This window comes from Psychrobacter sp. (assembly GCF_030457785.1).
Classification (GTDB): Bacteria; Pseudomonadota; Gammaproteobacteria; order Pseudomonadales; family Moraxellaceae; genus Psychrobacter.
In genome coordinates, this window is the sequence record NZ_JAKDUI010000031.1 from 1 (window position 1) to 16,498 (window position 16,498).

General features: G+C 43.1%; 12 protein-coding genes. 2 read left to right on the top strand and 10 right to left on the bottom strand.

What is annotated here, in order from left to right; all coding sequences use genetic code 11:
* Positions 1 to 446 precede the first annotated feature (446 nt).
* Positions 447 to 881 (top strand): MCR_0457 family protein, encoded by a 435-nt coding sequence (locus L0J61_RS02945; protein WP_301464824.1) that lies wholly within the window; start codon positions 447 to 449, stop codon positions 879 to 881.
* A 733-nt stretch (positions 882 to 1,614) separates the two neighbouring features.
* Entirely contained in the window at positions 1,615 to 2,781 is a 1,167-nt protein-coding gene (locus tag L0J61_RS02950) for a D-alanyl-D-alanine carboxypeptidase family protein (protein WP_301464825.1), read from the top strand.
* A gap of 263 nt (positions 2,782 to 3,044) precedes the next feature.
* Here L0J61_RS02950 and L0J61_RS02955 read toward each other — a convergent pair whose 3' ends face one another.
* The 10 genes from L0J61_RS02955 to ndk form a co-directional block, all read right to left on the bottom strand.
* Positions 3,045 to 4,970 carry a HAMP domain-containing sensor histidine kinase gene (locus L0J61_RS02955; RefSeq protein ID WP_301464826.1) on the bottom strand — a complete coding sequence of 642 codons (1,926 nt, stop codon included), beginning with the start codon at positions 4,968 to 4,970 and terminating at the stop codon, positions 3,045 to 3,047.
* 237 nt (positions 4,971 to 5,207) lie between these two features.
* Complete coding sequence (der, locus tag L0J61_RS02960) at positions 5,208 to 6,629, bottom strand: ribosome biogenesis GTPase Der (protein ID WP_301464827.1); 1,422 nt, start codon at positions 6,627 to 6,629, stop codon at positions 5,208 to 5,210.
* A gap of 326 nt (positions 6,630 to 6,955) precedes the next feature.
* A complete protein-coding gene (bamB, locus tag L0J61_RS02965) occupies positions 6,956 to 8,167 on the bottom strand; it encodes an outer membrane protein assembly factor BamB (RefSeq protein ID WP_301464828.1) in 1,212 nt (403 codons plus the stop codon).
* Between the two features lie 266 nt (positions 8,168 to 8,433).
* A complete protein-coding gene (locus L0J61_RS02970) occupies positions 8,434 to 9,231 on the bottom strand; it encodes a tetratricopeptide repeat protein (protein ID WP_301464829.1) in 798 nt (265 codons plus the stop codon).
* 49 nt (positions 9,232 to 9,280) lie between these two features.
* Positions 9,281 to 10,570 (bottom strand): histidine--tRNA ligase, encoded by a 1,290-nt coding sequence (gene hisS / locus L0J61_RS02975; protein ID WP_301464830.1) that lies wholly within the window; start codon positions 10,568 to 10,570, stop codon positions 9,281 to 9,283.
* 112 nt (positions 10,571 to 10,682) lie between these two features.
* Positions 10,683 to 11,798, bottom strand: a complete 1,116-nt coding sequence (gene ispG, locus L0J61_RS02980) for a flavodoxin-dependent (E)-4-hydroxy-3-methylbut-2-enyl-diphosphate synthase (RefSeq protein WP_301464831.1) — start codon at positions 11,796 to 11,798, stop codon at positions 10,683 to 10,685.
* A gap of 95 nt (positions 11,799 to 11,893) precedes the next feature.
* Positions 11,894 to 12,694: a helix-turn-helix domain-containing protein gene (locus L0J61_RS02985; RefSeq protein ID WP_301464832.1), complete on the bottom strand. Its 801-nt coding sequence runs from the start codon at positions 12,692 to 12,694 to the stop codon at positions 11,894 to 11,896.
* Positions 12,691 to 13,551, bottom strand: a complete 861-nt coding sequence (pilW, locus tag L0J61_RS02990; RefSeq protein ID WP_301464833.1) for a type IV pilus biogenesis/stability protein PilW — start codon at positions 13,549 to 13,551, stop codon at positions 12,691 to 12,693. Before pilW ends, L0J61_RS02985 begins: the two co-directional genes overlap by 4 nt.
* A gap of 360 nt (positions 13,552 to 13,911) precedes the next feature.
* Complete coding sequence (gene rlmN, locus L0J61_RS02995) at positions 13,912 to 15,141, bottom strand: 23S rRNA (adenine(2503)-C(2))-methyltransferase RlmN (protein WP_301464834.1); 1,230 nt, start codon at positions 15,139 to 15,141, stop codon at positions 13,912 to 13,914.
* 537 nt (positions 15,142 to 15,678) lie between these two features.
* The gene (gene ndk / locus L0J61_RS03000; protein ID WP_301464835.1) at positions 15,679 to 16,110 is read right to left on the bottom strand and encodes a nucleoside-diphosphate kinase; all 432 of its coding nucleotides are present in this window, start codon (positions 16,108 to 16,110) and stop codon (positions 15,679 to 15,681) included.
* Between the last annotated feature and the right edge of the window lie 388 nt (positions 16,111 to 16,498).

Here is a 16,498-nt window from a genome sequence, read left to right on the forward strand (position 1 = left end):
ATCATTTAGGTTGTATAGCTTTTACAGTAATAAAGTGCACACTGTATAAACCGTATAAATGCAGCCAGTTCGTTACAGCAAAATACGCGTGCCAAAAATATTATAGGCGATTATACCCTAATAATGCACTGTCACGAGCAAAGGTCGCTTCGAATTTGTTTCATTTTTTGTGTTAAAAACCATTTTGGCACTCTGCTCCCATCATTGATACAATCCCCTGTCGTGCACTTAGTGGGCAAATATTTACATTGGACAACATTGCCGTACAATATAAAATCATAAAGTAAATATGACGTTAACTTATGAGCGCATAATACTGGCATGTTTCTACAAAGCGCTTTGGCTCACAATATATCTACACATAAATCAATATTTTATGTGACTTTTGTTTTTTTACCCATTAACATATGACCATTAAATATAAAGATAAGCGAGTGTAATACTGAATGAAAAATCAATCGATATTATCTATAGCTTCTGTGCTAGCAAAGACTGCACCAAAACTTGGCATGGCAGGACTGGTGACGTCTGTAGCTCTACTATCTCAAGCATCTTATGCTGCGAACAACTCTGCAACAACCATACCCTTAGATATGTCTGGCATCAACGTCACCAAGCATGAAATTGCTGTCATGCAAGTACTATCAGAGATATGTCCACCGATGCTTAGTGGCGATCAAAAACAGCGCTTTTATAAATCTTACACGGTACATCTCCATGAGCTGATGCCATCTCTAGATGACCCAAAGGCAGCGATTCAGTACCTATCCACTCAGCAGGATTACCGTCAAGTATTGAATGGTATTCGTAACTGGACAATGGCATTCTCAAAACAAGACAACAAAGCACTGTGCGAAGACTTGGCAAACGCTGAATATTGAGAGCAGCCTAATCAATATTTAGCGGATAGCTCCATAGTAGGAGTAAATACTCAATAGAAGCCAAACAGTAGGGAAAACTCTAATCAATCATAAGTCGATTGCCCTACTCCCATCCATGTCAGCCATGTCAACCCTAGATTTTTGGTAGACGAAGTAACCGTCAAAACGCCCCTCAAATCAACATCTGCAGTTATTCTAAGACACGACCATAGTCAAAATATTTTTAAATTGCTACAGTGCTGCTGAGACAAATTTTTCGCAGCCCCCGTGAATACAGCACGCAAGTAATATTTGTACCAGTAGCACGAGAGTACAAGTGTATCGACTTTACTTTTCATTGGCTGGCGAACATGAAAACAACCCCTACCACAAGTAACTACCCCCCCCTCCTTCTTGGAAGGCTTTTTCAAAGAATTTGTGAAGGTTATTTCCCAAAAAATTTTCCAGTTTTATTGACTCTAGTATCACAAATCCTCTAACCCACATAACCAAACATTTATAAATAGCTGTTTTATTTTTAAGCACGTCTTATTTTTTGCATTTATCGATTCCCCAACGGTTATCATTTTGCTAAGATAAGGCGTTAATTTTATGTCTATCGTCCAGTCAACACTGCCTCCATTGATATCCTGTCTTTGAATATAATATTTCAAGCATGCTGAGAAGTGGCTAAGGTCTGATGCTGACCATATTCGGTAGATACATTTGGTTTCATGATGCGGTGTAACGATATATGACAGTTAAGCGTGTAAAAAGCCAGCTGGTGCAGCTGGTAATCGGTGTGAGTGTTTCTATGAGTGCGGTAATGGCAAGCGCGGCCATACAGCCTCCTGAGATGGATAATACCGCCTATGTATTGATGGACTACAACACTGGTGAGATCTTGGCACAAAAAAATGCCAATGAAGCACTACCGCCTGCTTCACTAACAAAAATGATGACCAGTTATATCATCGAACAACGCTTAGCATCGGGTGACCTAAAAGAAAGCGACCAAGTATTGATGAGCCCCAATGCTTGGTGCCGTGGTAGCAGTAGTCAATCTTGTATGTACGTGCCTGTAAACGAAACCGCCAGCGTCATCGATATGCTGCGCGGTATCATCATTCAGTCGGGGAACGATGCCTCAAAAGCAATGGCTGAACATATCGCTGGTAGTGAAGCGTCATTTGCCATTTTGATGAATGAGCAAGCAGAAAAGATTGGCATGGAAAACACAAACTTCGTCAACTCTACCGGTATGCCTGACGAAGGTCATGAGGCATCTGCACTGGATTTGGCCAAACTGTCACGTGCTATTATCAAAAATAGCGGTGACTACTATGATCTGTATGCAGAAAAAGAGTTTACTTATAATGGCATTACTCAGGGTAATCGTAACGCCTTACTCGCGACAGACCCTACCGTTGATGGTCTAAAAACTGGACATACCAACGCCGCAGGGTATTGCTTGGCAGCGTCTAGCGATCGTGAAGGTATGCGACTGATTTCCATTATTATGGGAACAGACAGCTCACAAGCTCGTGCCGACCAATCACGCGAATTACTCAATTGGGGCTTTGGCCATTTCACCACTGTTACCAAAGCACCTACTGGACAGTTCGTCAGCAAACTTCCATTATGGTTTGGTAATGCAGATGAAGTTGAGCTAGTGACTGGCGATAGCTTGCGCATCCTAACCACCAAAACACAAAAGAATAAAATAACCACCGTGGTTGATATCCCTGAAAGCCTAGAAGCACCTATTGCGAAGGGTCAAGAAGTCGGTAAGATGATGGCAGTTATCGACGGGAAAGCAGTGGCTTCAGTACCAATCGTGAGCAACAGCGATATTGAGCAATCAGGCTTTTTAAATCGTACTTGGCAACGACTGGCACGCTGGGTGCAAAACTTATTTTAAAAATAATTTTTCTTGTCAAAAAAAGACGCCCAATTATTTGAGGCGTCTTTTTTCGTTTTGAATTAGTGATTAGCCAACTAAAGCATTGACGATAGCTATCAATATTTGAGATCACCAATCGCTTTTTTGCCACTGGCATTACTTTTCTTCCGTTGATTCAGTTTAGATAAGTTACATTTGCGAAGACTAAGCAACCAAACACCAATATATATGCAGTATTTTAAATAAAGAAAGGCAACTCAGTCAACGGGATAATATATCAATCACCCTAACCAGCGTTCTAGCAGTTCACTCAATGCATTGTCATCGTCGTAGATAGAAGTATGACAATAATCGATACCAGCTGCTTTTAAAGTTGGCTCAAAACTTTCCAAGCTTCTTACTCGATGCTGTGGATACCAATATATCAGCAAGCTACGATGATCTACATCACTTTGTTCAAGTTGACGAATACGCACGGCTAGTGATACTGCTGTGACTGGTGGTATGTCTTCTGCAAACATCACCATATCAGCTTTTTCATTTCTCATGTCATCTATCATCAGCTGTTCGTATTGACGACAACTAACCGTTGCCCCCAAATACTCAAGCTCATTGACTAAATACCCATAATCATGACAATAATAGTAGACGATACTCAGTCCAGCGAATAAATTTCTCTGACGCTCTTGACGCTGGTTTGGCATGGACATGGTCAGTGTAAATTGCGTGCCAACGCCCAATAAACTGTCGACATCGATGGTAGCTCCCATAAGCTGCGCCATTTGCTTGACTACCGACATACCAACACCCGATCCCTCATATTGACGACTTCTGGATGGATCTATTTGAAAGAAAGGATTGAAAATATCATCTAAGTGATTACTATCAATACCGATACCTGTATCTTTTACAATTATCTGCCAACGATTGCTTTTATCAAAATGCGTGAGTTGTGACGTTATCGTTACCTGACCAACCGATGTAAATTTAATCGCATTACCAAGTAAAGCTGATATGATCTGTCGAATTTTTTCCACATCGCCTTTGAGGTTATAATCTATATGATGTATTCGACTGTTCAGTTCTATTCCCTTTTCTCTAGCAACAGGTTCAAATTCTACCAGAAGTTCTGATATCAAATGTAGTGGGTTAAACTCGCTTGAATGAACGCTTATTTGACCTTTTTGTATTTGATTTAATTGAATAATACGGTTGAGTGATACTACCAGCTGCTTACTGCCATCATCGATAATTTCAACAGCATCTTTTTGCTCTCTGTTCAAAGCGTTATGATCCAACAGCTGCAGACCACCCACAATGGCATTTAGTGAGGTTTTCAGCTCATGCGTTATCATATTTTGGAAGTTGTGCAACTGTACATTAAGCGACCTGTCTTTACTGTATAACTGCTTTTCAAAGACAGCCACCTCATCATAGTCTTCTCTAACCTTCTGCAAACGGGTAAATAAAACAATCAATGCTTGTTTTATTTGTACCAGCTCCTGAAAATTGAAACGCTGGTCAATAACGGGGAGCTTTTCAAGTTCCGAATTATTAATAACCACATCGCATGCTTCGGTCAATCCCTCGATATCCTTGATCGGCCAATTAAGTTTGCGCAATATATATAATGACCAGAGTATGGTCAGTAGTATCGTAATGAAAAAAAGTAGTAAGTTGCTTTGCAACCAATCTGCACGCAGCTTACTGACATCTAGAGTGATATTGATATAACCAATCAATATACTATCCTCAGTGATTTCATCAGTCTCTGAGAACGGGCTTGTCTGTGGATTTTGGTCATCTATTTCGTCGATATTGACACTATCAACTTCAATATCATTACTCACAACAGGATGATTGGAGCTGACTGTGTCGGCAAACAAAGCATTTTCCCAGCTAAATCTAGATTGGTTGTCATCGCTAATTGGTTGCGGGGTGGAATAGAATATAATACTTTGGATGCTCGGGTCTTTTTTTAGCAAGGTTTTCACTTGCTCAGCAACGACGGCAGCACCGTCTACTGTCGAAGCACTGGCTGTCAGAACAGTAGCCAGCTGTTCAATATGACGCTGTTTTTCTTGATAGTGATAGGTCAAGCCATAAACAAAAGACAACAAGGCGCCCGTCAACACAGACACGACAATGGCCTGTGCGACAGGATACCAGATAAAAATAGAAAGTTTTTGAGACGAACGGCTGTTCATATCACCCGACTGAATTAAGACAACATTTACTTATATTACAGGTATTTTGGGAATGTGATAAGTGCCACATTCAGGAGTTTTTAGGTAATTACTCGTGATGCTCAAAACATACAGCGATAAGGAATGGTAGGTCGCTACTTTCAACGACACAAGTTTTGACTCGCTTCGCTTTATCCAATTACGGAAAACTGCATCCTATAACAAGATAAAGCAAATCATAAGCCAATAAGCTTCGTACTAGCGAGATTTCTTATCTTTTGTGGTGAACTTCTGCGCTCGATTGCGTTCACGTTGGCGTAATTGTTGTGCTTTTGCTTTGGTTGGGGTGTCGCTTTTGTTGGCATATGGGTTGTCATTTTGTCTAAAAATGACATTAAGCGGCGTGCCTTCAAGTTTGAATACCTGGCGAAATTGATTTTCTAGGTAACGCTGATAACTTTTCGGCAATGCACTGGTCTGGTTGCCATGCACAACGATCACTGGTGGATTGTGACCACCGATATGAGCATAACGCAATTTGATACGGCGACCAGCGACGGTCGGTGGTGGGTTGGCAGTCACTGCATCTTGTAAAATCTGGGTCAAACGATTGGTAGACACCTCAAACATCGAAGACTGATAGGCACGCAAAATAGACGGGTATAAGTTGCCCACCCCAGTACCGTGCAACGCTGATATCAAATGTACTTTTACATATGGAATGAAAGTAAAGCGGCGATCCATCTCAAGCTTGACATAGTCTCTTTGATCTTGGGTTAGACCATCCCACTTATTGATAGCAACCACCAAAGCACGTCCTGCATCAAGGGCATAGCCAATCATATGCAGATCTTGATCAACGATACCTTCTTGCGCATCGATAACAATGACAGTTACGTTTGAGTCTTCAATGGCTTGTAGTGTTTTGATGACCGAAAACTTTTCGACTTTTTCATCGATTTTGCCGCGACGACGTACACCAGCGGTATCAATCAACACATAGTCTTTGCCATCACGTTGATATGGAATATAAATACTGTCACGCGTCGTGCCTGGCATATCAAATACCACCACTCGATCTTCACCCAACAAACGATTGACCAGCGTTGATTTTCCGACGTTTGGACGACCTATGATGGCAAGCTTCAGACCATTTGGCTCTAGCATGTTGTCCTGCTCGGGCATATCCGCAGTCAATATCTCTAGCAAGTTACCAACCCCGCGACCATGACTGGCTGCCATTGGGTAGGGCTCGCCCAAGCCTAATGCATAAAACTCAGCGGGAGCAGCTTCATGGACACCATCGACTTTATTAGCCACTACATATACTGGTTTACCAAGGGTATGTAGAAACTTACCGATTTCGGCATCAGCGCCTATCATACCAGCACGTGCATCAACGACAAAAACGACAATATCCGCCTCATGAATTGCTGTATGCGATTGCTCAGACATATAATCATCGATGTTACCGCTACCATCATCCGCCTCACCGATACCGCCCGTATCCACTACGATGAAAGATTTATTTTCATAGGTGGCATCGCCATACTGGCGGTCACGCGTCAGTCCTGACAAGTCAGCAACTAATGCCTGGCGACTCTTTGTGAACTGATTGAACAAGGTAGATTTACCGACGTTTGGACGACCAATTAAGGCGACCACAGGTTTGATACTCATGGGTTACTCTCAGTGAAAAACACAATAATATAGATACAATGGAGACGGTACGGCGACTGTAATAACAACAATCGCCAATTTTTTGTACGTGACCGCAAATTAGGATGAATGGTCAAGCGATAGCAATAGTCGCAATCGGTGGTGATGTGATTGTTAAATGATTCATGCTGCAAATATATAAAATAAAGAAAGTATGAAAGCAGCACCCGGCGCTCAACGGTGGCATAGAATACGTCAAAGCCATCGTTTAGACAAGCAGTTTACGCGAATGACCAAACGCTGTCTCAGCAGCGTTTGGATATCATGCGACACCAAGTATTTCAGGCTTAGCGTGCTAACTGCCAAATAGAGACTTGACCGGAGGCACTTTGGCTCATCAATCGATTACCTTGTACTTGCAAGTTTGTCAATGCTCCTTTGCTCTCTACACGACTAACGATGTTGCCATTGACTGGGTCAAATAAATGAACCACCCCATCCAAATCACCGACTGCAATATAATTACCAATCATCACCGGATTGGTTAGATGACGATATGCCAAGTCATCACTTTCCCATAAAGTCTCACCACTATTGCGATCATAAGCAACGACATTTCCGTCAAGGCTTGTGGCAATCACTTGCTGACCATTCACAGCCAATGCCTTTAGGCTCGCAATATCGTTGACGAACATAACTTGACGTGTCGCCAAGTCGATACCTAACATTTGACCGCTATAGCTAATAGCAAACATCTGGTTTTGGTCAACTACCGGCGTGCCATCAACATCGCTCATACGCTCTACTTCGCTGCTGCCTGCACCTACCCCTACACGTCTGGACCATTGCGGCAGACCGCTATCAGTCGTTACTGCGTGTAGACGTCCATCCGCTGTTGCTAGTAACGCGGTAGTATCATCCAATAATGTTGGCGCTGCGCTACCACGTACACTAATGGCCGGTACCTGGGTTGCAAACTGCCAAACTGACTGTCCTGTCTGTAGCGACAAGCCATGCAGAAACCCGTCATTGGCTGACAAAACAACGCGATTGTTATGCACCAGCGCAGGGGTTAGCACTGAGCTTGATAGCTGCTGCTGCCAGCGCTTCTCACCTGTCAAACTATCAAATGCTAGCACTAGACCTTCACGAGTGCTGACAATTGCAGTCTGACTCAAAGCATCTACTGTCACACCACCTGTAATTTGGTCATCAACATCTACCGCCCACAGGCGCTCGCCAGTGTTGTCATAACCTGCTAAATCGCCACTGCGTGACGCAGTTACTATCTGACCATCGGCATAGCCGACCTGCAATGCTAACGGATCTTTTTTACTGGCGCTTTTATTCCCAACGTCCGTACTGAATACTGGCTGCAATACACTAACTGGATCAGCAATCTGCACCAAATCGACAGGGTCATTAACGACTGGCTTGATACCACGATCACACCCAACCACTGCAGCACTCATCGCCACTAATACTGCCACGCTTACAACTGTCTTTTTAATGGTATTAGCTTTCGACATTTTGCTAGGGCAAATAGATTGAGTCATCATAAGTTCTCACTACAAAAATTATTATTAATTGGGGCATAGCAAATATCTAACCAGATACTGACCACAACTTTTATAATCGTGCTCAGGTGGCAGCCAGTAATGATAAGGATAGTGGCTTGCTGATTTTTTATTAAAGCTCACTAACGATAGTTCTGTGCTGTATTGATTTTTAAATGCTATCTATCATTATGTAACGTGCACTATGTAACCGGTATTTACTGAAGCCTAAGCGCTATTATTCATGAATAGCACTCAATACTATACAATTACTCTGTAATCTCTACAGATGGCGATTCTTCTGAAGTCTCTACCACTAAAGACGGTTCAGGCGTGGCAGATGCTTGAATAAGACTGGCCTGATCTTCGATTGGTTCCGGTACAACACCCAAGCTTTCCATCTTCAGCGCCAATACTGCACGTGTTTCTTGACGGTCACGTAACAGTTCCCATGCATTATTGTAAGATTTGATTGCTGCGTCTTGATCGTTTTGTACCAAATATATATCACCAAGCAATTCTTGCTGACTGGCTTCAAATGAGCTCGGCATATCAAATGTCGCTTCTGACAAAGCCGCATCTGCATCACCAGCAGCCAGTAACGTTTTAGCATAACGCAAACGAGCAATTGCCTCTAACCCTGCATCACCTAAATCGATATCTAAAGCTTGCTTAAGTGTTTCATTTGCCCCGTCAAAGTCATCATTATCGGATTGTTGACGCGCTTTTATCATCAGTGCTTGCCAAGCATAGATCGAATCTCCGTGAGTGGCTACTAATGCATCCATATCTTCATTTAATTGTGCTCGGCTCTGAGCAAGCGCTTCTTGAGCTTCTGCACCCAAATCAGGATTTTGCGCTGCCAAATTAATTTGCTCATTCAACCGCTGAATATCTGCATAATGATCTGCTGCGACAGTGTCCACGCGTGCATGATTATCCTGCCAGTAAGTCCAACCGAAATAAGCAGCCAACGCCAACAAAATGGCAGTGACAATATAGCTGCCATATTGCTTTAATGCTTGCATTGAATTGTCTGCATTCGGCGAATTAGGTGTCAGAGCCATATGTAGTTACCTGATTAAATTTATATTAAATAGCTGATGCCAGAAGCAATCAATTGCGAGAGAAGTTTTCCGAACTGGCTAACCAGTCTCGCGAGACGGTTTGCTGCTCCCCTGTCTGCATGTCTTTGACGCTCACAGTATTGTCATCCAACTCTTGTTGCGCAATGATGACCGTCAAGGCTGCACCTGATTTATCCGCTTTTTTCATTTGGGCTTTTAGGCTGGTTGCACTTGCCATCTTAACTCGAATATCTGGGCGACTATAACGCAAGTTTTGCGCGTAGCACATACCAGCACTATAAACTTCTGGATGAGCAACAACAAACACATCACAAGCAGAAACCTCAGAAATCGGTGTGACTGCTTCCATCAGTAGCAATAAACGCTCAAGCCCCATCGCAAACCCAATGGCCGGTTCAGATTTTACCGGTTTATTAGCATTGGTACCGACCGATTTTAGTTGTCCGATCAAACCATCATAACGACCACCGGCGCAGACCGTGGCTTGGCTACCAAGTTTATCAGTTACCCATTCAAAGACCGTTTTATTGTAATAATCAAGTCCGCGTACTAAATGCGGATTTATCTCAAAGCCAATTCCAAGCTCAGTTAGGTACGTCTGTACTTTTTCAAAATGCGCCACACTTTCTGTACCTAAAAAGTCAGCCAATTTAGGTGCGCCTGCTAATACCGCTTGCGTACTTGCTTCTTTACTATCCAAAATACGCAGCGGATTGGTCGTCAATCGGCGTTTGCTGTCATCGTCTAGCTGATCTTGTTTATCAGTTAAATAAGCCACTAGTGCTTCACGATATGCGCGACGCTCATCTATCTCACCCAAACTATTCAGCTGCAAATGCATCTCGTCTTTCAGACCCAACTCCTGCCACATCAGATGTGTCATCGCAATCAGCTCTGCATCAGCATCTGGCAGTGCGCTACCGAAGCTTTCCACTCCCAGCTGGTGAAACTGACGATAACGGCCTTTTTGTGGACGCTCATAGCGGAACATCGGACCGACATACCACAGCTTGGGGGTATCACCACGCAACAAATTGTGCTCAATTACTGCTCGTACTGCACCTGCTGTGCCTTCAGGGCGCAAGGTCAACGGTGTTGGCGGCTCAGATTTGTCTTTAAAACTATACATCTCTTTTTCGACGATGTCAGTTGCACCGCCAATAGCGCGGGCAAACAAATCGGTTTGTTCGACGATAGGCAAACGGATATGCTCATAACCGTATCTGCCTAATACTTTTGCCAATGTCGCTTCTAAATGCAGCCATTTGGCTGACTGATCAGGCAAAACGTCGTTGAACCCTTTGATGGCTTTGATCATGGTACGGTTATATCCTTAAAGTTGAACAAGTATTGCTATTATTATTGCTTTTGAGCGAAACAGAGTCTTTGAACTCGACTAAATAATGTTGTCAATTACTAACGGCAGCGTTTTATTTAACGCGGATAATCTCATTTTCTCGTTTTTTTGCCAAGTCATCTGCGTGAGCACGCACCATACTTTCTATCTCGTCTACTAGGTTGTCGGTATTGATAAGGTGACTCTTGTCCCCCATCCGATAAACCAGTGATTTTGGCGCTGCACCGACGATGCCGATATCGGCTTCTTTTGCTTCGCCTGGCCCATTCACCTTACAACCAATCACTGACAAATTCATTGGCTCACGTATGTCTTCTAGACGCGATTCTAATGCGGTCATCACCTTAATCACATCAAACTCTTGACGTGAACAGCTAGGACAAGCAATAAAGTTAACACCATTGGAGCGTATGTTGAGCGATTTTAAGATATCAAAGCCAATCTTAATCTCTTCTTCAGGCTCGGCAGCTAATGAGATACGAATGGTATCACCAATGCCATCTAACAATAAACCACCCAAGGCAATGGCTGATTTTACTGCGCCCGTGCGATAAACCCCAGCTTCGGTGACCCCTAAGTGTAGCGGATTATCAATCTGTGCTGATATCAAGCGATAAGCATCTAATGTCAAAAACACATTGCTGGCTTTGACAGAAACTTTATACTGGTCGAAATTCAGCCGTTCCAATATGTCAATATGACGCATCGCTGACTCAAGCATTGCCTCACCAGTAGGCTCTGTGTATTTACGCTGAATGTCTTTTTCTAGAGACCCTGCATTAACACCGATACGTATAGGAATACCGTGATGTTTCGCACAAGCAACGACTTCGCGAACTTTTGCATCGTTACCGATGTTCCCAGGATTAATACGCAAACAATCGGCACCCGCCTCGGCCACAGCCAAAGCAATTTTATGATCAAAATGCACATCGGCGATCAAAGGCACGCTGACCTGCTTGCGTATCTCTGCAAAGGCTTTGACGGTATCCATCGTTGGCGTGGATACACGCATCAAATCAGCACCTGCTTCCACGCAGCGTTCGATTTGGGCTACCGTTGCCGCCACATCACAAGTCTCTGTGTTAGTCATGCTTTGCACGCTAATCGGTGCATCGCCACCAATCGCGACATTACCAACATATATTTTCTTAGTAGGACGACGGTTAATAGGTGCTGACGCTGACATAAACAAACCCTTCCATTAGACGAAAAAACGCAATTAAACACTTATATCAACGCAAATAATGCAACCAGCCTAACTAGTAGGCATCTATTGATACATTAAGGTTCTAACTCAAAACTGGCTTGATTTTCCGTTGCATAAGCATCTAAAGCTACCGCTTCTTGATTGAGCATTAAGTTAACATTATCGACGTTATCGATCTGAATATTAAATGGCGGCATACCTGACAATGAATAATCACCTTGGGTCTGAGCACCATTCATCAAAGTACTGCCAGATGCATCAGTAATAACCACGACGGCATCGCCCGTCAACACAACGTCTAATACTGATGTGCTGTCATCACCTAAGTTCAACGCAGACCCCGACGCACTCACGCTAGAATCAATAGCAGCACCTTGAGCTTGCTCTATCTCTGAAATATCTTCTATCGCAGTAACAGAGGTTTGAGTATTTTCTTGGCTCGCGCTCGTTACCATACGAAACAAGAATATGGCTAAAATAATCACGCCGATGACTGCGATAATCAGTAAAGGGTTGAAACGAATACGGCTACGTGTGTCGCGCTGCAGGGTACCCATCGGGCGCAATGGCGTTTTGATATTATTGGCTGACTGAGACTTAAGCTCACTGGGATACGCAGCGTCAAAGCTGCTCGCTACTCTCACCGGATCTAAATCCAAGAATTTGGCATAATTAATCGCAAAACCTCGTGCAAAGGCAGCCTGTGGCAGCTCAGAAAAGTTTTCATTTTCTAATGCTTGTAAATGACGCTTTAAAATAAATAACTCGGCGGCCGCCTCTTCTAAACTGATTTTCTTTGTTTTGCGGGCTTGCTGCAACATGGCACCAAATGATCCCTGAGCGTTAGATTGATTGTTTGATGATGGGGTGGTCATTTCCATGATGCCTCTGGATTATTAAGCCAAGTCTTAAGTTGTTTCGCTTCACTACTTAGTGGATAAGCGGATAAAAGCTGTTCAGCCAATTGCTGGCGCGTTGTTATATCGTTTCGTGCTGCCGCAAGCTTGATGCCTTGCAAGTACAAGCGTGGGCTAATTGCTTGCCCCTGTACTAGTACCAACGTCTCATCATAAAGCCTTTGAGCCTGTGCTACACGCTCCTGATCGAGCAATAAATCTACCAATTCAATATGCGCAATAATACTATTACGATTGCCTTCGAGCACTCGTATAAAAGCTTCATAGGCAGCATCAGGATCACCCAATTGCAGATAGGTACGGCCCAGATTTTCTAGTGCACCAATTCGACCTTCATAGCCTAATGCAGCACCTGCAATCTCAAACTGTTCTGCCGCTTCAGGATAGCGCTTCATCCGCGATAAATAAACACCGTAATTATTGTTTGCTTGCTCAAAGTCCTTATCAAGCGCGATCGCCCTTTTAAAATACTCATCGGCTTTTTGTAGATTGATGCTACTGCCCTCTTGCTGCAGCAAAACGCCCATCATATCATAGGCTGGCGCGTAACTGCTATCAGCAGAAAAGGCTTTTTCAAGCTGACGCTGTGCGGTATCTAGCTTATTTTCACGGATGTATTGTGCAGCAAGCGAGGTACGGACGCGAGCGATTTCTTGTTGATCCAAATTACGATCATCACTAGGGCGCGCCGACGATTGATAAGGGGTGCTTGTATTCAGCTCGTTGCTTTGTGTGCTTTGGCAACCAGTGAGCACCAACCCAGCCAGTGCTGTTGCTAGCAACAAGCTTTTTTGCGTGGCTGTGTCCTCAGTCATTGATATCCAATGCCTGCAAGAACTCATGAATGGCTTTTGCTGTTTTAACTGACAAGAATTTTTAGACATCATCATAGCCGCCATCATAAAACTGTGATTCAATGCGTTTGATCGATGCGTTTGATCGATGCGTTTAACCCAAGAAACATCAGTTTAATAGATTTAGCCCCCATAAGTACAATTTAGTTGTCATTATTTGACTTAAGCATAAATTCTAACCATTTTACAGTCAACACAACCGATAGTTGGTTCAATATAATTTGGTTCTAAAGAAATCTAGTGCAGGTACTACAATATAATATACCAAGTGGGACCAATACCATATCCCATTGACAGAAGACTGGCTATATACGACACGCCTTAGGCTTTTTCACGATCCTTAATGCTTTGCTGCCATGCTGCTGAACGTCTGGTACGATCAGACACCTGACCGACTAGCTGACCACAAGCAGCATCGATATCGTCGCCACGTGTTTGACGAATGGTGCACACAAACCCAGCTTCACTCAATATATTGCTAAATGCATGTATTCTATTGTTGCTCGACTTATCATAGGGTGCGTGCGGAAACGGATTAAACGGAATCAAATTGATTTTACTTGGTAATCCGTCTAGTAACGCGACCAACTGCCTTGCATTCTCATCACTGTCGTTGACGCCATCGAGCATCACATACTCGATGGTGACGTGTTTTTTATGACGTGGGTTGACATCATAAACGTAATTTTTTGCTGCTGCGATCAACTCTTCTAACGGATACTTTTTGTTAATAGGTACCAATTCGTTACGCAGCTCATCATTGGGTGCATGTAATGAAATCGCCAATGCAACATCAATATCTTGCGCTAATTGGTACATCTTAGGTACGACACCTGAAGTCGATAGTGTGACACGGCGCTTTGATAACCCATAAGCATGGTCGCTTAACATCACTTCCATCGAGCCCACCACGGGCTTATAGTTCAGTAAAGGTTCACCCATTCCCATCATGACGACATTCGTGACATTGTTCTCCCACAAGCTATGATCAACATTTTCTAAGCTTTCGTTTTCGTCGGTCATATAAGAAGCGTTGGCGACCCACAACTGCCCGATGATCTCTGCAGCGCTTAAGTCTCGCTCAAAGCCTTGCTTGCCGGTACTACAAAAGCTACAGTCCAGCGCACAGCCTACCTGCGAAGACACGCACAACGTCTTACGACCGTTCGACTTACTATCGTCTGCAGGAATAAGCACCGTTTCCACCAGTGAGCCACCCGTTACTTCAAACACCCATTTACGAGTGCCGTCATCACTGTATTGACGATGCACTACTTTTGGTGGTGTCACGCAAGCATTAAGTGATAATTTATCACGTAACGACTTGCTGAGATTGGTCATCTGCTCAAAGTCTGTCACACCGTGCTGGTATATCCATTTTATTACTTGCGTGGCACGAAACGGCTTTTCCCCAATACTCTTAAAATAGTCAGCGAGTTGTGCTTGGGTCATCCCCAGCAAATTGGTTTTGGCCTGCGCTTCATCAACGATCTGAATACTCTTCCTTGCGATTGCTGGGTTGTGTTGGGTCGGTGATTGAACAGTGGACATAATAGGTAACCTTTTTGCAGATACTTTAGTGAGCGCTGCAATTATTGATATGAACTATGAGTGTTGCCCTACTAACTACAGAAGTGCATGAGCAATCCATTATGAGCGCATTTTATCGATATATATTCGTTCGTGCTGTGTCGTTATAACTACTAGTTTAATACCAGTATCTCGCAATACCAGCACCTCTAATAGCCACTAGTACCGATGAGAGCCTAGTGCTGATAAACACATTAAATTTTGATAAAAACATGCTGATAAGGGATTGCTAACGCGAGTACATTCAATAGCGCAACAAGCTATGAAAAATACGAATAAAGCGTAAGATTATTATCACAGCTAAAACGGCTTATACCCATAAGATATAAGCCGTCTTACAACACTAATGATTAACAATCAATTTTGTAAACCATCGGTGCTTAATAAATCAAATATAGAGCCAGTGGCTATAAAACCGTTGTAAATACCAGCTCAATAACCAGCTGATATAGACGAGGCGCGTCTAATGCTGCAAAAGCCTATATTCGATTGACTATACTAGCGTGTACGGGCACAGACTTCATCTTCATCGAAGAAATAGCTAATTTCACGTATCGCTGATTCAGCTGAATCTGAGCCATGAACTGCATTTTCGTCGATGCTGTTAGCAAAGTCGGCACGGATCGTACCTTTATCTGCTTCTTTTGGGTTGGTTGCGCCCATGATTTCACGATGCTTAGCGATGGCGTTTTCACCTTCCAACACAGATACAACGACAGGACCTGACGTCATGAATGACACTAGGTCATTATAAAATGGGCGCTCTTTGTGCTCGGCGTAGAAACCACCTGCTTTTTCGTCATCAAGATGCAACATTTTTGCTGCAACGATTTTTAGACCGGCTTCTTCAAAACGGGCGTAAATTGCGCCGATGTTGTTGCCAGCGACTGCGTCAGGCTTGATGATAGATAAAGTACGTTCGTTAGCCATGCAAAACTCCTAATAAGTATTAACGTTAATAATAACGTGGAAAATTGTTCTTTTAGCTTTGATTTTGATTTTTTTAGCTTGGATTACTATTTAGCTTTTATTGCTATATTGGCAAACCCTATGGCTGCTCGGGTGAAAAAAATAAGCGACATAAGATAAATGGCGTTAGCATGCTAACCTTATGTCTGACTGCTTACTAAATTTTCTCAGAGCGGTAGCCGTCAGTATCAGTACAATCCTACTGTCTATTATAATGATTGAGACTATAAATGATAGCGTTAATTTATAACCGCACCTTGCATAAAAGTAAATCTAGGAACCGAAGGGCTTTACGTCAGCTATTTGACGCCGTTTGGCAACATTTAGCCATTTTTAACCCATTTAGATG